The following is a 22,744-nucleotide window of genomic DNA, read 5'->3' on the forward strand; positions in this document are numbered from 1 at the left end:
TACTATCGCTCTGACAGATAATAGCGCTCGACTTCATTGAGATCATCATCAAGATTATAGATGATCGGTTGACCGGTCGGAATTTCCAGCCCAGTAATTTCATCATTGGAGATACCCGATAGATGCTTGACTAGGGCGCGAAGACTGTTGCCATGAGCAGAGATTAACACCCGTTTGCCCGATTTCAGTTCTGGAGCGATTCTGGTCTTCCAATAAGGTAGAACGCGGGCAATAGTGTCTTTCAAACTCTCTGTCGCTGGTACTTCTATGCCAGCATAGCGTGGATCGGACGACATCTGATATTTGCTGTCCGCTGCCATGGGCGGCGGCGGGGTATCAAAGCTGCGGCGCCAGATATGCACTTGATCATCGCCATGTTTTTCGCGGGTCTCCTGTTTATTGAGACCAGTTAGCCCGCCATAGTGGCGTTCGTTCAGCCGGTAATTTTTTTCCACCGGCAACCACAACCGGTCCATTTCTTCTAGTGCCAGGTTGAGCGTTTTGATCGCACGCGTTTGCAAGCTGGTGAAGCAGAGATCCGCGTCAATGCCCTTAGCTTTCATCAGACGCCCTGCTTCGCGCGCTTCTTCAATGCCTTTTTCGGTCACATCAACATCCCACCAACCCGTGAAGCGGTTTTCCAGATTCCATTGTGACTGGCCATGACGGAGAAGGATAAGTTGAGGCATGTGGTGTCCTTATTTTTACTGTTGTGGCTTCTCTAGCGGCGAAGGCTTTCAACGCCAAGCGGGTTATTTTTTCATATTTGGGACAGAAAGCTATATTTTTATCCAGTTGGCTCGGACAAAATGGAAAAATGTCGAGCTGCCCGCGACAGCGACATCAGTGGAACCGACCAGTCCGAATGAATCAAGCCCGCTACCAATCTAGCCTTCCAAAGTGTCTCTTTTTTGCAACGGCTATCCTTTTTATTAACATTGATGTGAATATCTCCTTGATCTAATTGGCCGATTAACCGAACCTGTGCGCCTAACCATCGTTAAAAGATCATAACCCTTCCCCGTTTTTCAGGGGCAAATGACAAGCGACGGTAAAAGTAAACGGGAGAGAATGTTATGAAGAATTTGAATCGCGTCCTTATGGCTGCGTTATGTACCAGTGCGATGACAGCACCTGCTTTTGCGCAAGATACTGGCACCGAAGACATTGATGACAGCATCATTATCGTTACGGCTACCCGGCGTGCGCAAGATGTCCAAGATATTCCTTTAGCAGTGACCGCGGTAAGTTCGGCTCAGTTGGAACAGCAAGGTGTTGTAAACGTTCAAAATATTGGCAGCGTTTCTCCTAGCTTTTCGACCTCTAATGCTCAAACCGCATCAGGTACGGTCGTTTTGCGAATCAGGGGTGTTGGCACGACGTCCAATAACATCGGATTTGAATCTGCCGTCGGTATTTTCGTCGATGGTGCCTATCAATCACGCCCCGGTGTTGCTCTTGGCGAATTTGTCGACGTCGAACGCGTCGAAGTTCTACGCGGTCCACAAGGGACTTTGTTCGGACGGAATACGTCTGCTGGTGCATTGAATATCACCAATACAAGCCCGGATCTGAATGAATTTGGTGGTTTTGTGAATGCTACTTATGGCAATTTTGACCATATGAGTGTTCAAGGTGCAATCAATGCTCCAATTATTGAAGACGCGCTGGCACTGCGCGTAACCGGTGCTTATCGTAAGCGTGATGGCTATGTGAATATTATCGACCGCAACGGCGACAAGGTGGGCGATTCCAATAATGTCGATCAATATCTTGTTCGCGGGCAGTTGGCTTATGAGAGTGACGGGGGAGTTCAGGCCCGTTTGATTGTCGACTATTCTAAGAGTAATGCCAGCTGCTGTGCGGCGATTGAGGTTCAGCAATCTGGTGTGGAAACGGCGGGCCTTTTCGGCGCCGTCGGCTTAGGCGCGCGGGGCGGAATGTCGGCTCCGCACGTTGCAATTTCTGCATTTGATACGGTAGCTGCGCAGCGCGCGGTGGATAATCGCATCGCAACATCCGATCAACGGGCAGATCCGTCCAGTGATCAATGGGGTGTGACCGGCGAAATCGAATTTCCACTCGGCGACAATGCCGACATTATTTATATCGGTTCATACCGCGAATATCGGGCAGAAGAAGCCTATGATTCAGATTTCTCGGGTTTGGACGTTTTCAACGTTTTGCCGGGCGGTGGCACCGCCATCGACACGATGACGCACGAACTGCGCGTTCAGGGTGAAGCGTTTGATGGTGCTCTGGATTGGCTAGTTGGTGGCTATTATTCCGATGAAAGCATTAATCAGACCGTTAATTTTGGTCTGGGTCAGGATTATGATCGTTTAGTGGGCGCTCTGCTGGCTGCAAGTTCAGGCGGAGCTACACTGAATCCGGCAGACGCTTTGTATGCTGGTGGTGCAACATTCTTGGGCGCAACACCACTACAGAATTTGACGGGTGTTGACCCCGCGACGGTGCGTACGACCAATGCTTATACACAGAGCAGTAAAAGCTGGTCGATTTTCACGCATAACACACTGGAAGTCGCCGATGGTCTTAAGTTGACAGTCGGCTTGCGCTATTCGGATGAAAGTAAGGATGGGTCATTCACCCAGCCAGCTATCACCAACAATGTTTGCCCAGCGACTTTGGGGCAGTTTGCGGCAGGAAATATTGTACCAAGCGCAACTCTTATCCCGACTGTACTCGGCCTCGGTTGCTTTGCTTTTGTGGCGCCGGCTATTGGTACGGATGCTATTGCATTCCCGTTGCCGCGTCCGTTCGTCAGCAAGTTTAATGACGAAGAGCTAATCTACACCGGTAAAGTGAGCTATGAATTCGCTGCACCGGTCACCGTCTATGGCAGCTTTACGCATGGTTATAAATCGGGTGGCTTTAACCTTGATTCCACAGCGGCTGCAGGCGGCGCTGATCCACGCTTTGCTTCTGAAGAAGTGGATGCTTATGAAGTTGGCTTAAAAGCGAAATTTCTGGATAATGCGGTGACCCTGAACGTTGCTGGATTTCATGAGGAGTTCTCTAACTTTCAGGTACTTGAATTCACTGGTGCGCAGTTCCAGACGTTTAACGTTCCCGTTGCAAAATCGACTGGTTTAGAAATTGAGATGGTAGCGCGTCCCAGTGATAATCTAACGTTCAATGGCGGCCTGACCTATACGGATGCCAGATATCCCAATAATTGTGCTGGTACGCAAACAAATGTTGCAAATGTGGTAAGCCTATGCGGAAATTCGCTGACTAACGCTCCGAAATGGGTGGCTATCATGGGTGCGACCTATGATCGCAATATTGGAGAAAATCTGAAATTTTTCGTCAATGGCCAGTTGCGGATGGAAAGTGATCGCCGGACGTCAACGCAAGCCACGGAAGTTCCTTCGGCTCAGCAAATTGCAGCTGCTGGAAGTGTTCAGGCTGCGGTTGACGCAGCTCCATTGGTTCCGTTCGATGTTCAGGATGGTAATATCAAGATCAATATGCGTGCCGGTATCGGTGATATTGATGGCGCATGGGGTATTGAAGCCTGGGTTACCAACCTGACCAATGAAATTACGCGGGGCGTAACCTTCAACACGGTGCTACGCTCTGGTTCACGGTCGGCCTTTATTCAGGAACCACGTATGTTTGGTGTGACTCTTCGCGGGAAATTTTAAACAAAGCAGAAAATTTGGGGCATTTCGTCACCACTGAAAAGGGGGCCGGTATTTCCGGCCCCCTTTTTTGGGCTTTTAATTGATGCTGGTTGCGCGGCTAAAGGATCGGTGCAAAAACTAGTCTATGAAAAATTATAGTTTTCAAACCGTCCCCATCCTCCATTTTGGCGAGGGATGTATCTCGATACTGCCCGAACAAGTTGCTGCGTTAAATACTAACCGGCCACTTATTGTCACCGATAAAGGCATTGTTAGCGCCGGTCTTATCGCTCCGGTGGAAGAGGCGCTTGCCGCCGCTGGAATAACTGCTCGGATTTTCGACGCAGTGGTTGCCGACCCTCCTGAAGTGGTAATCCAGCAAGCCATTGCAGTGGCAAAGGCGGCTAGGGTCGATATTATCATCGGCCTTGGCGGCGGTAGCTCTTTAGATACAGCCAAGGTTGTAGCTGCGCTGGCGGTGGACGGCGCGCAACCGCTTTCTGAGATTTACGGCGTGGGCCAATTGGCCCGTAAAGGCCTACCGACCATATTGATTCCAACAACATCGGGCACCGGTTCGGAAGTAACAGCAGTTTCAATCCTGACCACGGGTGAAACGACGAAGGCGGGTATTGTTTCCCCGCATTTATTTGCAGATGTCGCGATTCTTGATCCTTTACTAACTCTCGGCCTTCCTACCGATGTGACTGCAGCGACAGGTATTGATGCGATGGTTCATGCGATAGAGGCCTATACTGGCCGCAATGCCAAAAACCCGACATCCGACATGTTAGCGATTGAAGCGCTGAAATTGCTGACAGCCCATATCGAAACGGTCTGTTTTGACGGCGGTAATTTGGCTGCGCGCGAGGCTATGTTGCGCGGGTCTATGCTGGCGGGACAGGCATTTGCAAATTCGCCGGTGGCGGCGATCCACGCTCTCGCCTATCCATTAGGGGGAATTTATCATATTCCTCATGGTCTTTCCAATGCGCTGGTCATGCCGCATATTATGCGATTTAATCTCAGCGCTGCGGCGGTGCATTATGCTGAGCTAGCAGATGCGCTGAATATACCCAAAACCGGTCCCAATAGCGCCGAAGCTCGGGCGCAAGAATTAATAGATTGTCTGGAGAATCTGGCGGTGACAGTCAAAGCACCGCGGCGCCTGCGTGACTTGGGTATTGGCGAGGACGCGGTTGACGAACTGGCAGAGGCGGCGATGTTGCAAACCCGTTTGTTGGTAAATAATCCAAGAGAGTTGAACCTCGCTGATGCAAAAAGGATTTACGTCAATGCCTGGTAATGCCCGGACGCAGCCGCCTTTATGGAACGACTATCGTGCTGGTTCCGCGATCACCACACGTTGGAATGACAATGATCCTTATGGCCATGTCAATAATGCGGTCTATTATTTCTGGTTTGATTCTGCGGTAAACCGCTATCTGATCGAGCAGGGTGCGCTTGATATTAAAAAAAGCGACGTGATTGGTTTGGTGGTGAAGACAAGATGTGAATATTTTGCTCCAATTGCTTTTCCCGATCTCGTCGAGGTACGTATAAGAGTTGAAAAATTAGGCCGTACCAGCGTTACTTATGGTGTCGGCTTGTTTCGGGGCGAGGAAAAAACCGCATCGGCAGCGGGGAGTTTTACGCATGTCTATGTCGACCGGCAGAGCAGACGGCCTACACCTTTGCCCACCCTGTTGCGTAACGTGCTGGAGTCGATATCGATTTAATCGAAATCATTTGAAACATGCCCTTCCACAGGTTTAGGGCTCACGGAATTTTATCATGATTTCTAACGGCCCGAAAATAACTAAGTCCGTGCAAGGCACCCCATTCCTCCCGATAGGTTCAGTGCTGTCTGGGCTGGCTTTTTTCTGCCTAATGGACGTAACGATGAAAAGTCTCGGCATGGCGATGGGGGCTTATAATGCGATATTTTGGCGGGTATTATTGGCACTGTTATTGGTCGCTATGCTCTATTTCGCGCGTCGCCCCAAAATGCCGGCGAGACCGACGCTTATCATCCATCTTCAACGGGGCGCTATTACGGTTTTCATGGCTTTCTTATTCTTTTGGGCGTTGGTTCGTGTGCCGATAGCCGAAGCTATCGCAATTTCTTTCATTGCACCGATTATAGCCCTTTATCTGGCGGTGGTTTTCTTAGGGGAGACTGTTCACCGCAACGCGATCTTTGCTTCCATCCTTGGACTAGCGGGAGTTGTGGTTATTGGCTGGGGCAGAATAAGCGGTGATTATACTACTGACGAACTGCTGGGCTTTGGTGCGATCCTATTGTCAGCGCTGCTTTATGCCGCCAATCTCGTTATCCAACGCAGCCAGGCCTTGCTTGCCGATCCCATAGAAATTAGTTTTTTTCAAAATCTCATAATGGGTGTCAGCTATCTATTGGTTGCGCCATTTTGGGCGGTACTTCCCAAAATACAATATGCACCGGAAATTTTGGCGGCAGCCTTACTTTCGATTATCTCGGCGTTGTTCATGGCCTGGGGTTATGCCCGGGCACAGGCACAGGTTCTGATTAATCTGGAATATAGCACCTTTATCTGGGCCGCGATTTTTGGGTGGGTGTTCTTTTCGGAACCCGTCACTTTGCCAACAATTTTGGGCACGGTGCTGATTGTTGTCGGTTGTATATTGGCTACCCGCCGCGGTCGACAAGTCGCGCATGTTGAACCGACAATGGTTTGATGTTTCGATGACTCTGAAAATCAAAAACCGTGATGCGCGCCGATTATGGCTTAATCGGCAAGGCTTGTCACGCACACCGACCGGACCGCTAGACCTATTGCAGACCATAAAAAATTTGGGATTTGTCCAGCTCGACACGATCCGCAATGTTACCCGCGCCCATCACCATATTTTGTGGAGCCGCAACCAGAATTATCGGGAACCGATGCTGAACAAGCTGCTGAGGAAAGACCGGTCCGTGTTCGAACATTTTACCCATGACGCATCCATACTACCGATGGAATATTACCCGGTTTGGCAGCGCCAGTTTCGCCGGCTTGGAGCACGCGGAGGTAGGCATAAAGCCATGGATGCGGCGAGCATTGCGGCGATTAGGGCGCGTATTTTCACGGAAGGGCCGTTATCGACACATGCGTTTGATACGAAGATTATAGGCAAGAAGGAAATGTGGGCCCGCCCACCGCATAAACGAGTTTTGGATCAGCTATGGTATGCCGGGGAACTCGCAACGTCGCATCGCGAGAATTTCATAAAATATTACGATTTGAGCGAACGGGTGGTTCCGGCCGTTTATCGGGACATCGCACATAGTGACGAATATCAGATGGACTGGTTGTGCAAGGCCGCGCTGGATCGACTCGGTTGTGCTACATTAGGAGAGATTCAGAGGTTTTGGGCCGCGCTCGATGCAGCGGAGGTTAAATCATGGGCAGGCAAGGCGGTAGATTACTTGGTACCAGTTGAAATAGAAACTATGACTGGTGACTGGGTTAGTATGGTTGCTGCGCCAGATATCGAGGCGCTGTTAGCAGAGGCTGGAGCACCAACATCACGGTTACGAATATTGAGCCCTTTTGACCCGGCGGTGCGGGATCGCACCCGGCTCGCGCGGCTATTTGGTTTTGACTACCGTATCGAGATTTTTGTCCCTGCCGCCCAGCGGCGTTGGGGCTATTATGTCTATCCACTGCTGGAGCGAGATCGATTTGTCGGCCGTATTGAATTGAAGGCAGACCGAAAGGCGGGAATACTGAAAGTGATCCAGATTTGGCCAGAATCCTATGTGAAATGGAACGGTGATCGCACGGACAAGCTTGACGCTGAGCTGGCTCGGCTTGCCTGGTTGATTGGGGCGGATACAGTTGACTGGCAATGCGGACGCTTGATCAGTTAAGGTAAGGTTCGAGTTGACCCTTAACTCTATTTAACAACGGCGCTAAAGCGCAACTCACCAGATGCACCGGCTGCAATAGCCTTGGCAAAGGTCCAACGGATATGGGTGACGTCGCTGGGCTGCGCAGCGCGGGTGATAATGGTGCTTTTTAATTCTGCGTTTTCATCCGCTGCTTCCGTAACGGATAGATCAGTTAGTTTACCGAAATTCTGCCCCCCATCGACGGAAATCAAGGCCCAATCTTCGCTGACGTTTATAAAGGTGACCGCTGTATGGACAGGATTGTTAACGACGAAACCGGTTACTGATGTGCTGCCCGTATTGCGATAGCTATTCACGAAAATCAGCTTGTCGCCGGGAGTGACTTTGACATCGCTTGGCGTGTAAAGTTTAACGACAGTTTGACCAGCCGTGTCCTGTTCGGTGCGTTCCACCAGAACTTTGCTCTCTATTTTCACATTAGCCTGCGGATCATCCGCCTGAACAGCTGGTTGTAGCGGGGCGGCAGGCGCGGCTTGTGCCGCAGTCACTCCAGCAGCCAATATGCCAACCACGATCACTGCTTCGATCAATATGGCGCCAATTTTCGACATAATTTCACATTCCCACTTTTTGTAAACCCGGTTAGATCGGCCCGTCCGTATCATCCGACAAAATATGCGCAAACTTAGTTAACGAGTGATTAAGATAGGCGATATGGGTGCGGGCTGTATGCGGATTGCGCGCCAACAGTTTGTGCGGAATGTCTTGATACATAATGACAGACTGTCTGGCTAATTAATGCACCTGTCAGAAACGACTCTATTTCATTAGCTTCCGGCAGAACCAGCGGTTAAAGAAACAGCATGGGTCTGTCCGCGTTTCGCATTCGCTATTTCACGTTGCCGGTAGGGGTAGTCCTTGCGGCCTCATCCTTCATTATTTCGCCGCCCGCTGCATCGCAAAATAGTGAAATTGAGAGCGAAGATGTGGGTAATGAGCCAGATTTGGAACTGCTCGACCCCGACAAGCCATTAACGGAATTCTCTGATTTTGGTGTGGATTGGCCCAATCTTGATGCGCAAGCTGCCGATATTTCTGAAACACAGCAAGAAGTTGAGGAAACCAGTCGCGATCTCGAAATGGATCGACGCCTTTCGGATGACGGAGAGATTGCTCCCATTGATAACGAAATAGTCGATCTCGAAATGGTACCGAATGATAGCAGTTTGGAGCCGGAACAACCAGCTTCTGCTAATTATCAACCGGCCGACGGGCTAACGGAACGGGACTATGAAATCCGCTTTTCCGGCCTGCCAGATAATTTAGATGCGATGTTCAATGAACGCTTTCAAACATTATCCGCCCTGAAGGAGTATAAGGGGACAGAAGCCAATTTTGCGCAAATCAAGCGACGTGCGGAAACGGACCGTGAACTGGTTGAGCGGTTATTACGTATTGAAGGCTATTATGATGCGATTGTTCGTAGCCGCTTTGCAGCCGGGAAGGGCACCGATGTTGCGGTTACAATAGCAGTGACTGCTGGTCCGCAATATAAACTTGATGAAATTACGTTGGATGGCATTGATAGCGCCGAAGGCGACGATCCCCAATTATTCCGCAAGGCATTTGGACTACAATCGGGCGGCATTATCAACAGTGATGCGATTGTCGTTGCGCGCGCCAACCTTGACCAAGAAATGGCGGAAACTGGTTATGCCTTCGCCGAAACTGGAGAGCCTGAGCTAGTCATTGACCATGCAGAGCGCGCGGGCGATTTGGACATCGTTGTTACGCCCGGCAGCAAATATGTCTTTGGTTCGATACTGATGCAAAATACCGAGCTTTTCGGGCCTGACCACACCGCATTGATAGCGCGCTTTGATGAAGGTGACCTTTATAAGCAGTCCGACGTTGAAGATCTTCGTCGAGCCCTGATCGCGACCGGACTGATATCTACCGTGACTCTGAAGCCGATTGCGTCTGGGGATGAGCCGGGTGTCGTAAACCTTGCTGCTAATATCACGCCTGCACCGTTGCGAACAATATCCGGTGAGCTTGGCTATGGGACGGGGGAGGGATTGCGTTCCGCGGTCAGCTGGGAACATCGTAACTTCTTCCCACCAGAGGGGTTGATCAGGCTGACAGGGGTTTTGGCAACACAGGAACAATCGGGTAGCGTAACTTTCCGGCGCAACAATTATCGGCGGCGGGATAATGTGCTGAACGGTCAAGTGGCGCTCAGCAACATTACTAATTCGGCATATGAAGCACGAACATTTGCTGTCTCCGCTAGTCTGGCGCGGCAAAGTAATCTCATTTTCCAGAAGAAATGGAACTGGTCAGCCGGGATTGAACTGCTCGCATCGCAGGAACTGGATATTAACGGCAATAACCAGACAACCTCGAGGGATATCTTCTTCATCGGAGCATTGCCCGTGACATTGGCTTATGATGGAAGTGATAATCTGTTGGACCCGACTACCGGGTTTCGCCTCAGTGCAAGACTATCGCCCGAGGCATCGCTACAGTCCGGCAGCTTCTATTACGCGCGCAGTCAGCTTGATGGCAGCGCCTATTATCCCGTGTCCGATAAAATTGTCATAGCGGGACGGGCACGGTTTGGATCCATCGTCGGCGCCGGTAGTAACCGGATTGCGCCATCACGGCGTCTCTATTCCGGCGGCGGCGGTTCTGTTCGCGGGTTCGGCTTTCAGCGTATTGGTCCGCGCGACGTGAATAATGATCCTGCAGGCGGCCGTTCGCTGGTTGAATTTTCACTTGAAGCGCGGGTCCGGCTAGATGCGTTCGGGGGCAATTTCGGCGTGGTGCCGTTTATTGACGCCGGTAATGTTTACGTGAATTCACTACCGGATTTTACCGGCCTGCGTTTCGGCACCGGTTTGGGCATGCGCTATTATAGCGATTTTGGCCCTATTCGTGTTGATGTTGGTACGCCGATTAATCCGCAGCCGGGCGATTCCCCGATTGCCGTCTATGTATCGCTTGGTCAGGCATTTTGATGGTAGAAGAACAGCCTGTACCAGACATACCGGAATTGGTGGAGGTCAAGCACCGCCGCCTGATCCCGCGCGCGATCATGGTTTTATTGGCTGTGGTCTTGTTGGTTGTCGTTACTGCGCTAGCCGCAGCAGCTTATTGGCTGGATAGTGATAGCGGACATGTATTCCTAATCGATAAGGTTGAGGGGCTAGAGCGCGACGATGGCCTGCGTATCGGTATCGGTGGGATTAATGGATCGATATATAACGAGATGGAGATTGTAGATCTCGAGATCGCGGATCCCACAGGTGTCTTTTTTCAAGCGGGGAGCGTCGCGATTGATTGGAATCCGCTGGCGTGGATTTTTAACGAACTGAATATTTCAAATGCGGTGGTTGCTAAGGCGCGTTTGGACCGTTTGCCTAAACTGATAGATACGCAAGAAGATAAGCCGTTGCTGCCCGACTTTGATATTTATCTGGGCGCATTTCGAGCCGATAATCTGGCCTTGGGCAAAGTCATTACAGGCGAAGAACAGCGCGCTGATTTGTCTGGCGCCATTGATATCCGGTCCGGGCGCGCCATGGTCGTGCTGGATGCTGCGACGACCCGGAGCGGCGACAAGATCAACGTGATGCTGAACGCTGAACCAGAGCGAGGAAAACTCGACCTGAATGCAGATATCACGGCACCGGCCGGTGGAGCGATATCTGCTTATCTGGGGGTTAAGCAAGATTATAATATGACAATTTCCGGTAAGGGGGATTGGGCCAAATGGATTGGCGAGCTTTCGGTGAAAAGTGACGACGAGCAACTTGCCCAAATCAAATTGGATGCGCGTAAGGGGCTGTTCGGATTTGATGGCAGCATATCACCGGCGTTAATGCCGCGGGGAATTGGACAAAAGCTGACCGCGCCTAATCTCGCCGTAAATGGAAATGCTTCTATAGAAAACCGGCTCGTTGCGATTGACTTGGCGGCGCGATCTAATGCTGCGATTTTAACCGTGAAAGGCGGTATCGATCTTGCCCGCAATGCACTGGATGCGCTACGTGTCGAACTTGATATGCGCAATCCCGGAGCATTGGTCGCTAATATGAAAGCGCAGGATCTGGAACTAAAAGCGCTGCTCAATGGCAAATTTGCCGAGCTGCGTTATCAATATTTGCTGACCGCGCCGCAATTGGCTTTTGACAAAACTTTGCTCAGCAATGTCAAAGCGTCGGGAGAAGGACAGCGCGATTCAAAGGGATTTGATATTCCGGTAGATTTGGCAGTTAGTTCGCTAATTGGTAAAGGCGATTTGCTCAAACAACTTTTGTCCGGCTTCAAGGGAAAAGCTTTTTTGCGCTTGGAAGACGGCAGAATTGCCGGAGAGAATGCCGTTATTACAACGAACACGGTCAGGGCAACTGCGGATATTAAAGTACAATTGGCAACCGGCGTATATCAGATCGATATAGATGCGCAGGCCGCAGGATTTGCGGTGCAAGGCGTTGGCCTGGCAGACATAACCGCCACGCTTGAATTGGCTCCGGGTGCAGGAGGGATAAAGTTGACTGGCGATGTTGTGGCCAGATCGCGGCGATTTGATAATGGATTCCTTCGCGAATTAGGCGGCGGATTACCGGTAGTGAAGACCGGAATTTTACTGGGTGATGACAAGAAGTTGCGCTTCCCTAATTTGAATATTCAGGCACCAAAGCTCAGTCTTTCGGGCGATGGTGTGCAGCAAACTGCGACCATATTTCAATTTAAAGGACGCGGACAGCATGACCGATATGGCCGGTTTAATTTGGCGCTTGATGGGCCGCTCGCCCGGCCAAAAATCGCAATTTTGCTTGAAAGTCCACTACCTGCGGCTGGCGTGACTGCGGTGCAACTGGATCTTGACCCGGCCACAAACGGGTTTAACTTTACGGCGAAAGGCGGTTCGACCTTGGGGCCGTTTAGCGGCGATGGTGTAATTATCACGGTGGCAGGGCAAGAAGCACGGGTGCGGATTGACCGGCTTTTGGTATCTGACACTTTGGCTACAGGGACAATCACCCCGACTAGCGATGGCCTTGCTGGTAATTTGGTGATTAGCGGCGGCGGAGTAAACGGCAATGTTTTGTTCGTGCCCAGCGCAAACCGACAGCTTATCCGCACGAATCTGAAGGCTGAAAATGCGCGCTTTGAAGGCCCGCAGCCGATACTTATTCGGATCGGTGTTTTGGAAGCGGATATCGTTCTGATCGAAGGCCGGTCCGATGTAACCGCAACTTTACGTGCGCAAGGGATTAGCAGAGGGAAGCTCATGATTGGCCGGATCGCTGGTAATGCCAAGCTGACCAATGGTACGGGCACCGCCACCTTTTCTGTCGCAGGGACGCGCGGCAGTACGTTTAATTTTCAGGCGAAAGCCGAAATAACGCCTGATCGCTATATGATGACCGGCAGCGGCCTGTTCGAAGGCCGTAGGCTGCAACTGGCACGCCCCTTAGAGCTGCGCCGGGTCGATGGCGGCTGGGCTGCATCTTCGACGACGTTGAGCTATGGCAGCGGCTCAGCCCGTTTTTCCGGCCAATGGGCGAGCGGAACATCACGACTTGATCTGACGTTATCGAAAATTCCACTGGCGTTAGTGGACATCGTGGCCAATGACCTTGGTTTGGGCGGACAGGTTAACGGTACCGTTAAATTGACCCAGACGCGGTCGCAAATGCCAGTCGGTGAAGCAAAGCTGAACATTAAGGGGCTTACACGCTCTGGACTGATACTGACATCCGTACCGGTTGACGTGGGTTTAAATATCGCCATCTCGAACCGCAATGCCGCCGCGCGCGGAATTATAAAGTCGCAAGCGAAGACGATCGGTCGTTTTCAGGGTCGGATCACCGGTTTAGGCGGCGGCAACTGGAAAGATGAATTGCTTCGCAGTCCACTATTCGCTCAGGCGCGGTTTAACGGCGCGGCTGATGCCCTGTGGCGGCTCACCGGGGTTGAGACTTTCGATTTGACCGGCCCGCTCGCGGTGAGCGCTGATGTTAGCGGAACACTCGCGAATCCGCAGATCAGCGGACTGTTGCGCACCAGCAACGCACGGTTAGAAAGTGGACTAACCGGCACGGTCATCTCTGATATTAAAGCACAAGGCCGGTTTGATGGTTCGCGGCTCGTGATGCCCAATATTACCGGCACTACGCGGGGTGGTGGATCAATAAGCGGCAGCGGCAATTTCAATTTCGCGGTCGGTCCTGGAGAAGGTATTGGTATCATACTTGATCTCACTGCCCAAAATGCCCGGCTTATTGCCCGCGATGATTTTTCTGCGACTGTGACGGGGCCGATCCAGATTCGCAGTTCTGTAGATGGAGGCCTGATATCCGGCGACGTGACGCTGAACCGCAGCTTTTTTCAATTTGGTAATGCAAGCGAAACGGTCGCGCTGCCGCAGATTAAAGTGCGTGAGATAAACCGCCGGGCTGATGAACGTCCCCGCGCCGTGCGCGACCGTCCATGGCGTTTTGCGCTCAATGCTGATGCCCCCAATCGCTTGCAAGTCGAGGGGCTTGGCCTAGACAGCGAATGGCGCGCGAATTTCAAGGTGACTGGCCCGGTTGATAATTTCGCGATGATCGGCAGTGCGGACCTCATTCGCGGAAATTATACTTTTGCAGGGCGCCGTTTTCAGCTTCAACGTGGGAATATTCGTTTCACTGGGAATCGGCCACCAAATCCGGTGCTGGATATTGAAGCAGAAGCAGCTTTGACCGGACTTAATGCCACAATCAATGTGACGGGCTCCGGCAATAGCCCTGAAATTGCGTTTAATAGTGTTCCAGCACTGCCTCAGGATGAGCTATTGTCCCGCATATTATTTGGCGCATCCATTTCTGACCTTTCTGCGCCAGAGGCTGTGCAGCTGGCTGCCGCCGTCGCATCGCTCAATAGTGGAGGCGGACTTGATCCGATCAATCAGCTTAGGAAAGCTGTTGGGCTCGACCGTTTACGTATCTTGCCGTCCGACATAGATAGCGGTCAGGGCACGTCCATTGCTGCCGGAAAATACATTACCCGTCGCGCTTATGTCGAATTGATCACGGATGGCAAAGGTTATAGCGCAACAACGCTGGAATTCCAGATAACCCGTTGGCTATCAATATTGTCGAGCATATCCACGATCGGTCGGCAGAGTGCGAACGTACGGGTTTCTAAAGACTATTGAGTAAAGTTGTGAAGTGTGCGGTCATTGCATGACTGCGCAAATTTATTGATTATATGAGGTTGCATGCAAATTATAAGAGAGTTCGGGCCGCTTCGCGACGCCCTGAAAAATGTACGGCAAACAAAGAATATCCTAGGATTGGTTCCGACCATGGGTGCCTTGCACGCAGGCCATATGCATTTGGTGGAGACCGCAATGTCACGCTGCGATGCTGTTATAGTGTCGATCTTTGTTAATCCGACACAATTTGGCGCAGGCGAAGATCTTGATGCTTATCCTCGCAAGGAAGCCGAAGATGCGGCGCTTTTGGAAGCCGCCGGAGTAGACCTGCTCTGGGCACCGACAGTTGATCAGATCTATCCTGAAGGTTTTGCCACTAATGTGAGTGTGAGCGGGGTCAGCGCAGGGCTATGCGGTGGATCACGGCCCGGACATTTTGACGGTGTGGCAACGGTAGTTGCAAAATTGTTCAATCAGGTACGGCCCGAGGCCGCTTTTTTTGGTGAGAAAGATTATCAGCAACTGGCGGTGATCCGGCGGATGGCCCGGGACCTTGATTTTACGCATGATATTATTGGTGTTCCGACTGTGCGAGATACGGATGGCTTGGCGCTATCCTCTCGCAACGCTTATTTGACGCCGCAGCAGCGTGGGCAGGCAGTTGCATTGCCTGAAACCATGCAGGCGGCGGCTGGCGCAATCGGCAATGGCGGTGATATCGCTGCCATTCTTGACGCCGCAAAGGCAAAATTGCTGGTATCGGGTTTTCATAAAGTTGATTATTTGGAACTGAGGAATGCCGATACGCTGGAAAATATGACGGTTTTTGCCAATCCGGCGCGATTATTGGCCGCAGCCCATATTGGTAGCACCAGATTGATCGATAATATCGCTGTAGCTTAGGGACCGCGCGGGTTTCATTAACCTTGAAAAATTATGTAAAATATCGGTTTTTCGACGTTTTGAAGGATCATTTGTCCAGTTTCCGTCGGACTTGTTAACCATTTTTTTATTAAATTTCTGCGAAAGTCCGATTGTCGCCAAATTTGGTACAACAAAACAGGGACTTGAAGACTATGGGCAACAGCATGAAAAGCGCAGCTTTCTTGATTGAAAGCCGACTTGCAGAAGCAGCAAACGGTAGTAGTAATGCTTATTTTGACTTGGGCGTAATTTACTCGACCGGTTCAGACGGTATTGATGTTGATCTAATCGAAGCACATAAATGGTTTAATCTGGCATCACTATCCGGTCATGATGAGAGCAAAACTTGTCGCGCCGAAATTTCACTGGAAATGACTGCTCGAGAAATTGCCGAAGCGCAGCGCGAAGCGCGCAGCTGGCTGCAGGCAACCGCACGCCGCGCCGCTTAAAAAACTAACAGGATTTCTTAAACGGACCCATTTCGGCAAGAAATTCGATATCAGCGGCAACTGCTCGCCGCTCCCGATCCAGATAGTCGGCTATGGCCGTTCGAAATCCTGGATCGACAATATAATGCGCCGACCATGTCGGCACGGGTTGATAGCCACGCGCTAGCTTATGGCTCCCCTGCGCACCCGCTTCCACATATTTCAGTCCGCGCGTGATGGCCGCATCAATCGCCTGATAATAACAAATCTCGAAATGCAGAAATGGCACATCGCGGGTACAGCCCCAATAACGGCCGTAGAGAGTGTCTTCCCCGATAATGTTGAGCGCGCCCGCAATCGGTATGTCATCGTCCAACGCTAAAATCAGTAATAGTTTTTCGCCCATTTTCTCGTGCAGCAGATTAAATGCTGCGCGGGTCAAATAGGGAGTGCCCCATTTGCGGGCACCCGTGTCCTGATAAAATTCCCAAAAATAGTCCCAATGCTCAGCAGTGATCTGATCGCCGGAGACATGGATGATTTCCACTGCTTCTTGCGCCTTTTTGCGTTCACGCTTTATGGCTTTCCGTTTACGGGATGAAAGCGCGGCCAGAAAGTCGTCGAAATCGGCATAATTATCATTTCGCCAGTGAAACTGGCTGTCTGAACGGATCATCCACCCGGCGTCTCGGAAGTGATGGAGCTGATTTTCCTCCACAAAAGTAGCATGTACTGAAGAGATGCCATTATTGGCCGCGAGCTGTTCGGCAGCGCGTAATATCGGTACCGCAAATGTTTCATCCTGCAGTAACAGCCGCGGACCCGGTACTGGTGAGAATGGTGCGGCAATCTGGATTTTCGGATAATATTGGCCACCCGCACTTTCAAAAGCATGGGCCCATTGTTGGTCAAAAATATACTCGCCCTGGCTGTGGGATTTGAGATAACTGGGTAGGCAAGCGGCAATTTGGCCGTCTTCATCTTCGATAATGATCGGGAGAGATTTCCATCCCGTACCCGGCCCGACACTCCCAGATTCCTCCATCGCAGATAGGAAAGCATGTGAGACAAACGGGTTGGCCGACCCGGCACAAGCATCCCATTGGGTAGGCGATAAGCTGGCAATATCATCCGCTACCCGGGCGATAATGCCCGTCAGACTGTCTGCTGGTGGTGGCGGGGGCTGAGACATGTGTCGTGATCCTATCAGGACTGAGGCATCTCATAAACCGGTTCGTCAGCATGAACCGCTGCTATTTTTTCTTGCGCGGCGGTGCGGACGGTCCATGTGACTATTGGCAAGCCCCTTGCCCGGTTTGAGGCAGCAAATTTGGATGGAAAATCACGAATATCATAAGCCAGAAAATCAGGCTTTGCCGCCCATAAGTTCCGATGCCGTGCGAGCCGTCCTCTAAGATTTTTGCTGCCTTCTTCGGTTACCACTAATCCGCGCACAATATGGTTCGCGTTTTTGCGGAACCAGGCGCCGACCAAGGGATTAAAAGACATGACAGCCGCTTTGCCGGTATAGCCCTCTAACGCCCGGCGTACTGACAGGCATAGTGGTCCAACGCGCATATTATGGGATTTAACCTCGATTAATATCGGCACTTGTCCAGCGACTTGGGCCAATGTCGCGCGCAGCCTTGGAATTTTGCCATTCCCGTCTTTAAGGTCTATCTGGTCAATATCGCTGGCGCGCAAATGGGCGATATTACCCTGCTGTGTCGTTAACCGATCAAGCTCAAAATCGTGGAAAACAAAGGCGGTGCCGTCTTCGGCTGCCTGAACATCGCATTCAATGCCATGGCCCAGTTTTATCGCCGCTTCAAAAGCGGCGGGACTATTTTCCAATACCGTTCCGTTTTCTGAAGCACCGTGCAGTCCGCGATGGGCATAAGGTTGGCCTTTCAGAAAGGCGACCCGCGCCGGCTCAGGAGCCGGTGCTAGCAGCGAATCAAGCTGGCTTGATAGCGACAATAGCATCTACCTCTACCGCGACGCCAAGCGGAAGCGCTGCAACGCCCACAGCACTACGGGCATGTTTTCCTGCCGCACCGAAAATCACTTCCATCATGTCCGAGCAGCCATTGGCCACTTTGGGATGATCGGTATAATCGGGGGTGCTATTGACGAAAACACCCAATTTGACGATCCGGTCTACCCGGTCGAGCGAACCCGCGGCCTGTTTTATCTGGGCCGCAATCATCAGGGCACAGGCTTTGGCCGCTTGCTGCCCCTCTTCAAGGGTCATGTTATCACCGAGCCGGCCAGCAATAAGCTTCCCGTCAGCCATTGATACTTGGCCGCTAATATGGAGAAGTCCGTTAATCTCGACCGCCGGAACATAGGACGCGACTGGCGCTGCGGCTTTGGGCAGTTCTATGCCTTTGGCGTTCAACGCTTTTTCGATATTATCTGTCATAGTTTTGAATCAATCATGTCTTGGTGAACCGGTCAAGTTTTTCTGATAACGAATCTATTGCCGGAGCGGGCTTTCCAGATATAAACTTGTCAGTGATCCACACAAGCGCATCGGACCAAAGGTCTATTCTGTCATGAGCTGCCGGAGTGGGTTTAATATGCTGGGCCAAAAGGGGCTCTCCAACCATATGGAGCCGCCAGACATCCGGGGTATGTTTGGCAACGCTGCCATGTTGGTGTCCCAGATCATCGACGAAAACGGTTACGCTGGGGTTGTGATCGGCAACAATTTTAGCCAAGCGCTCACCTTTGCCGCCTTGATTGCAATAGACCGGAAAATCAATGCCGACGGCCCGCAATTGTTCTGCCCGCGCCTTACGGCGATCGTCTAACAAATTGGTGAGAATCACGACATCTGCTATTTCTGCTAGCTTGTTTATCGCCTCTACCGCGTTATCAATTGCGCCTTGCCGGTGCATTTCCGTGTCAAAAAAATCTTTGAGCATTACCCAGATATCTTCGCGCGGGACCAAAGTGCCATCATGCTTGTGCCGCAGCGCATCGACAAAATCGCCGGATTCTAGGTCAAAATGAATATGCTTTTCACTATCCAACCATTCGCGGAACGGCACAACCATATGCAGCAAAACTTCATCGCAATCGCTGATCAGAAGTGGCTTCTGATTCATGTGAAATCTCCCGGATTATTCAGATAATGGGCAGCGGCGGCCAGTTTTTCGGGTGGAACGCCGATCGCTTCAGCGCAAGCGACCAGATCTGGCTCATGATTCGCAAGGAAACCTAATAGCGAGGATAAAACGGCCGGATCTTCGAGGCCAGAGCGTAAATCGGCGGGGTCTAGTCCGGTCAATGCCAGCAAGCGCTGGGCACGATCTTCGTCCTGCAAGACCCAGCCGAGAGCCTGAAGGGCCAATATTTCGATTTCTGCTGAGATATTGCTGTTTGTTTCCATTTGGGCTTTCGCCTAAAGGGTTCACAAGGCGTTTGGAAGGGGCAAGTCGCACGGTGGCAAAAAGAGTTTTAGTGGTTGAGGATAATGAGCTGAACCTGAAACTGTTCTGTGATTTGTTGCGCGCGCATGGATTTGTTGTGGAACCAGTGAAAGATGGACGAGAAGTGCTCGATAAAGCACGTAGTTTCGTACCCAATCTCGTTATCATGGATATCCAGCTGCCCCATATTAGTGGGCTGGAGCTTATCGAGCAGATTAAAAAGGACGTTCAGCTTAAAACCATCCCGATCATGGCGGTGACAGCCTATGCAGGTAAGGGTGATGAAGACCGGATTTTAAGCGCAGGCGCAGAAGCCTATGTTTCAAAGCCGATATCGATGGCGAAATTTATCGAATCGGTACAGAGCGTACTGCACCGCTAATCGCTCGTCGCTTCTTTAGATTTTCGGCAAAAAGCGGTTTACTTAATTTTCGCTTCTTTGAACTCGACATGCTTGCGCACGACAGGATCATATTTACGCTGCACCATTTTTTCGGTGAGATTGCGCGGATTTTTACGGGTTACGTAGAAAAAGCCGGTATCCGCGGTGCTGACGAGTTTGATTTTTACATTGGCTGGTTTCGCCATAGCGCATTCCTTAAAAGCAATTTTCTGAAAAAGCAGCTTGGCCGAAAGGTCCGGTGCAATCTGCTGTAATTGAGCGCGCTAATGCTAAAGCTGGCGGTGATTGTCAAGAAAAAGCGGTTCTGCTCCATTTTTGAAACGATTTGGCTCTCGTTTACTAGGATTTAACCATATTTTTGCATGATGTGCTGGTTAATGAGGCAATCTGTATGGATCATGATCGGAATCTATTTATTTTAGCAGAAATGCTGGCTTTGCTGGAGGGCATACCATCCTCCTTGATTGAAAAGCATCCAGTGCAATTTTTGATGCATCTGGATCAAATCCGTCAAAAGGCCGCCCAGCATCATTTGTCAGCCGTACATGACCTCAGTTGTGCGTTTGAATCCGCCCTTCAGCAGGCGCTGCAAAGCGGGAGCGGTGTGGTTGTGGCAGAATCATATCTTGGGGCGATGCGAGATGCTTTGCAATGCGGACCGATTGATAGCGCTATGGCCGAATCGCTAATGGCCAGTGTAGCATTGCGGCTGGGCGGTCAGCCTTAACGGGCGATCTCGTGGATGCATTCCTCACCTCGTTATTTGCTCTACTAATAGCGGAAATCGGCGACCGACCACAGATATTATGTGCAGTACTTGTCATTCGCTATGGCCGCGCCGCGCCGATTATCTGGGGCTTAGGGCTAGCGACCTTACTGAACTGCCTGATTTCGGCAATTGGCGGATCCATGGTGAATCAATGGATTAGCGAGGATCCGTTACAGCTATTTTATGCTTTGTCCTTGCTGTTCGCCGGCGTTGGTATGGTCGCGTGGCGTCGGTCGGTTGATTTACTAGAAAAATGGACGTTAGGACCGTTTTGGACGTCATTTCTTGGAATTTTCATCCTGCAATTTGGAGATAAGGGGCAGTTTATATTGGCGGCAACGTCTGCGCGGACAGACGCGTGGGCTTTTGCGGCGAGTGGCGGCTGGATTGGCATCATGCTGGCTTGTATCCCGGCTGTAATCTTTCAAGAAAAGCTGGTGCAGATGCTACCGATGAAGGCCCTCCGCTACACAGGGGGCGTTTTATTCTTAATCATTGGCACGATATTGGCATTGAGTGCGTGGGGTATCTTCTAAGATATAAAATCGATTTTATTGCTAAGTAAACATCGAGAAAATAGGTCACTAACATTGATGTTTTGCATTGGCCGAATCTGACTCAGCACCCTATCTTATTTTTCATCAACTTAACAAGATGGAGATAAACATGACAACTGGCGACAACGCACGAAAAGCTCTGGCCGATTCGTTAAATGGTGTGCTGGCGGACAGTTTTGCGCTCTATTTGAAAACGAAAAATTTCCACTGGCACGTGTCGGGCCCGCATTTCCGCAACTATCATTTGATGTTTGATGAACAGGCAGCGCAAATATTGCTTACGACTGATGCAATCGCGGAGCGTGTGCGCAAAAACGGGCAAGGGACTTTGACGTCTATTGGCGATATTTCAAAACGCCAGACTATTGCAGATAATGACGCAGCCAGCGTATCCGCTCAGGACATGCTGAAAGAGTTACGAAAAGATAATCTGGCGCTGGTGGCAAATTTGCGCGCGGCCAAAGAGTTGGCCGGTGAAGCGGGAGATAATGCGACCGACGGTATGTTGGATGATTGGACCGACCAAGCAGAAGAGAGGGCATGGTTCCTGCTGGAAAGCACTGAGAGCGCCTGATTTCGCATCGCTGAACAATCGAGGCCGGCTGAAATATCTTCCGTCGGCCTTTTTTCGTATTCCGAATATCACAGGCAAAAAAATAGCGGACTTTCGCCCGCTAGATTTTGTTATATCAGCCAGAAACAAGCCGCCTGTAGATTAGAGTCTATTTTGAAACCAGATTTACCGCTGCAGTCTTGCCGCGCTTATCAACTTCCAGTTCAAATTCCAGCTTATCGCCTTCTTCCAGTCCGCTCATACCAGCGCGTTCTACCGCCGAGATATGGACAAACGCATCAGGCTCGCCGTCATCACGCTGGATGAAGCCAAAGCCTTTCATGCTATTGAAGAATTTAACAGTGCCGGTTGCTTTCTCGCCGGTTAGCTCGCGTGTTTGTGGGGCGCTGCGTTCTTCACGAGGCGCTGCTTCTGCAACTTCTATCAAATCGCCTTCAACTTGAATATCGGATGCCGAGACTTTTCCGCCACGGTCGACCAAAGAGAATCGCAAACCTTGCCCTTCGGCAAGGCCTTTTAAGCCGGCGCGTTCAACTTGACTGATATGTACGAAGACATCTTCGCCGCCAGTATCTTGCACGATAAAGCCAAAGCCTTTTTGCGCATTGAAGAATTTTACCTTGCCGGTACTTTCGCCGACGACCTGGTCTGGCATTCCGCCGCCTTGACCGCCGCCGCCGCGTTGTCCGCCGCCACCAAATCCGCTATCCGGTCGTGTATATCGCTCTACCGGAGGGGCGCTTTCGCCTTGATATCCATCAAAATTCTCATCGCCAAAGCTATCACGCTTGTCCCGGCCTCTGCCACGCCGGTTTCTATCAAAACCCATTCTCGAATCGTCTTTCAATTCGCCCTAGAAACTAAATCCAATGCCGAAGCGGACGATGGCCCAAGCATTTTCTTACGCGAATCTCTATA

22 protein-coding genes are annotated in these 22,744 nt (G+C 51.0%); 13 read left to right on the plus strand and 9 right to left on the minus strand.

Annotated features, from left to right (window positions below):
- Nucleotides 1-2: 2 nt before the first annotated feature.
- Complete coding sequence (gpmA, locus tag V7676_RS06595) at nt 3-689, minus strand: 2,3-diphosphoglycerate-dependent phosphoglycerate mutase (RefSeq protein WP_335658838.1); 687 nt, start codon at nt 687-689, stop codon at nt 3-5.
- 387 nt (nt 690-1,076) lie between these two features.
- On the opposite strand from gpmA, the gene V7676_RS06600 reads away from it, so the two are divergent.
- From V7676_RS06600 to V7676_RS06620, 5 genes are all read left to right on the plus strand, one after another.
- Nucleotides 1,077-3,671, plus strand: coding sequence for a TonB-dependent receptor (locus tag V7676_RS06600; RefSeq protein WP_335658839.1), 2,595 nt, complete (start codon nt 1,077-1,079; stop codon nt 3,669-3,671).
- Between the two features lie 124 nt (nt 3,672-3,795).
- Nucleotides 3,796-4,956 carry an iron-containing alcohol dehydrogenase gene (locus tag V7676_RS06605; RefSeq protein WP_335658840.1) on the plus strand — a complete coding sequence of 387 codons (1,161 nt, stop codon included), beginning with the start codon at nt 3,796-3,798 and terminating at the stop codon, nt 4,954-4,956.
- Entirely contained in the window at nt 4,946-5,389 is a 444-nt protein-coding gene (locus V7676_RS06610; protein WP_335658841.1) for an acyl-CoA thioesterase, read from the plus strand. The genes V7676_RS06605 and V7676_RS06610 overlap by 11 nt, the downstream gene beginning before the upstream one ends.
- Nucleotides 5,390-5,444: 55 nt before the next feature.
- Nucleotides 5,445-6,368 carry a DMT family transporter gene (locus tag V7676_RS06615; protein ID WP_442955399.1) on the plus strand — a complete coding sequence of 308 codons (924 nt, stop codon included), beginning with the start codon at nt 5,445-5,447 and terminating at the stop codon, nt 6,366-6,368.
- Nucleotides 6,369-6,375: 7 nt separating this feature from the next.
- Nucleotides 6,376-7,542 (plus strand): winged helix-turn-helix domain-containing protein, encoded by a 1,167-nt coding sequence (locus tag V7676_RS06620; RefSeq protein WP_335658842.1) that lies wholly within the window; start codon nt 6,376-6,378, stop codon nt 7,540-7,542.
- A 26-nt stretch (nt 7,543-7,568) separates the two neighbouring features.
- Here the strand turns inward: V7676_RS06620 and V7676_RS06625 are convergent, their stop codons facing one another.
- Nucleotides 7,569-8,135, minus strand: a complete 567-nt coding sequence (locus tag V7676_RS06625; protein WP_335658843.1) for a hypothetical protein — start codon at nt 8,133-8,135, stop codon at nt 7,569-7,571.
- A gap of 252 nt (nt 8,136-8,387) precedes the next feature.
- On the opposite strand from V7676_RS06625, the gene V7676_RS06630 reads away from it, so the two are divergent.
- From V7676_RS06630 to V7676_RS06645, 4 genes are all read left to right on the plus strand, one after another.
- On the plus strand, nt 8,388-10,544 hold the full coding sequence (locus V7676_RS06630) for an autotransporter assembly complex protein TamA (protein ID WP_335658844.1): 2,157 nt from the start codon (nt 8,388-8,390) through the stop codon (nt 10,542-10,544).
- On the plus strand, nt 10,544-14,734 hold the full coding sequence (locus V7676_RS06635; protein ID WP_335658845.1) for a translocation/assembly module TamB domain-containing protein: 4,191 nt from the start codon (nt 10,544-10,546) through the stop codon (nt 14,732-14,734). Before V7676_RS06630 ends, V7676_RS06635 begins: the two co-directional genes overlap by 1 nt.
- A 63-nt stretch (nt 14,735-14,797) precedes the next feature.
- Complete coding sequence (panC, locus tag V7676_RS06640; protein ID WP_335658846.1) at nt 14,798-15,637, plus strand: pantoate--beta-alanine ligase; 840 nt, start codon at nt 14,798-14,800, stop codon at nt 15,635-15,637.
- A 173-nt stretch (nt 15,638-15,810) separates the two neighbouring features.
- Complete coding sequence (locus V7676_RS06645) at nt 15,811-16,107, plus strand: hypothetical protein (protein WP_335658847.1); 297 nt, start codon at nt 15,811-15,813, stop codon at nt 16,105-16,107.
- Nucleotides 16,108-16,111: 4 nt separating this feature from the next.
- Here V7676_RS06645 and V7676_RS06650 read toward each other — a convergent pair whose 3' ends face one another.
- The 5 genes from V7676_RS06650 to V7676_RS06670 are packed head-to-tail and all read right to left on the minus strand — an operon-like array spanning nt 16,112 to nt 19,483.
- On the minus strand, nt 16,112-17,278 hold the full coding sequence (locus V7676_RS06650; RefSeq protein ID WP_335658848.1) for a GNAT family N-acetyltransferase: 1,167 nt from the start codon (nt 17,276-17,278) through the stop codon (nt 16,112-16,114).
- 14 nt (nt 17,279-17,292) lie between these two features.
- On the minus strand, nt 17,293-18,072 hold the full coding sequence (locus V7676_RS06655) for a glycerophosphodiester phosphodiesterase family protein (protein ID WP_335658849.1): 780 nt from the start codon (nt 18,070-18,072) through the stop codon (nt 17,293-17,295).
- Nucleotides 18,044-18,511 carry a RidA family protein gene (locus V7676_RS06660; protein WP_335658850.1) on the minus strand — a complete coding sequence of 156 codons (468 nt, stop codon included), beginning with the start codon at nt 18,509-18,511 and terminating at the stop codon, nt 18,044-18,046. Before V7676_RS06660 ends, V7676_RS06655 begins: the two co-directional genes overlap by 29 nt.
- A gap of 13 nt (nt 18,512-18,524) precedes the next feature.
- Complete coding sequence (locus tag V7676_RS06665) at nt 18,525-19,199, minus strand: HAD family hydrolase (protein ID WP_335658851.1); 675 nt, start codon at nt 19,197-19,199, stop codon at nt 18,525-18,527.
- Nucleotides 19,196-19,483 (minus strand): DUF3572 domain-containing protein, encoded by a 288-nt coding sequence (locus V7676_RS06670; RefSeq protein ID WP_335658852.1) that lies wholly within the window; start codon nt 19,481-19,483, stop codon nt 19,196-19,198. Before V7676_RS06670 ends, V7676_RS06665 begins: the two co-directional genes overlap by 4 nt.
- A 53-nt stretch (nt 19,484-19,536) precedes the next feature.
- Between V7676_RS06670 and V7676_RS06675 the strand changes: the two genes are divergently transcribed.
- The gene (locus V7676_RS06675; protein WP_335658853.1) at nt 19,537-19,905 is read left to right on the plus strand and encodes a response regulator; all 369 of its coding nucleotides are present in this window, start codon (nt 19,537-19,539) and stop codon (nt 19,903-19,905) included.
- Between the two features lie 38 nt (nt 19,906-19,943).
- On the opposite strand, the gene rpmG is transcribed toward V7676_RS06675, so the two are convergent.
- Nucleotides 19,944-20,111 (minus strand): 50S ribosomal protein L33, encoded by a 168-nt coding sequence (gene rpmG, locus V7676_RS06680; RefSeq protein ID WP_066741431.1) that lies wholly within the window; start codon nt 20,109-20,111, stop codon nt 19,944-19,946.
- Between the two features lie 206 nt (nt 20,112-20,317).
- On the opposite strand from rpmG, the gene V7676_RS06685 reads away from it, so the two are divergent.
- The 3 genes from V7676_RS06685 to V7676_RS06695 all read left to right on the plus strand — a co-directional run bounded on the left by V7676_RS06685 (nt 20,318) and on the right by V7676_RS06695 (nt 21,826).
- A complete protein-coding gene (locus tag V7676_RS06685; protein ID WP_335658854.1) occupies nt 20,318-20,653 on the plus strand; it encodes a hypothetical protein in 336 nt (111 codons plus the stop codon).
- Nucleotides 20,654-20,664: 11 nt separating this feature from the next.
- Nucleotides 20,665-21,231 (plus strand): TMEM165/GDT1 family protein, encoded by a 567-nt coding sequence (locus V7676_RS06690; protein ID WP_335658855.1) that lies wholly within the window; start codon nt 20,665-20,667, stop codon nt 21,229-21,231.
- 130 nt (nt 21,232-21,361) lie between these two features.
- Nucleotides 21,362-21,826: a Dps family protein gene (locus V7676_RS06695; RefSeq protein ID WP_335658856.1), complete on the plus strand. Its 465-nt coding sequence runs from the start codon at nt 21,362-21,364 to the stop codon at nt 21,824-21,826.
- Between the two features lie 148 nt (nt 21,827-21,974).
- On the opposite strand, the gene V7676_RS06700 is transcribed toward V7676_RS06695, so the two are convergent.
- A complete protein-coding gene (locus tag V7676_RS06700) occupies nt 21,975-22,655 on the minus strand; it encodes a cold-shock protein (protein ID WP_335658857.1) in 681 nt (226 codons plus the stop codon).
- Nucleotides 22,656-22,744: the final 89 nt, after the last annotated feature.

The organism is Parasphingorhabdus sp., from assembly GCF_036963805.1.
Classification (GTDB): domain Bacteria; phylum Pseudomonadota; class Alphaproteobacteria; order Sphingomonadales; family Sphingomonadaceae; genus Parasphingorhabdus.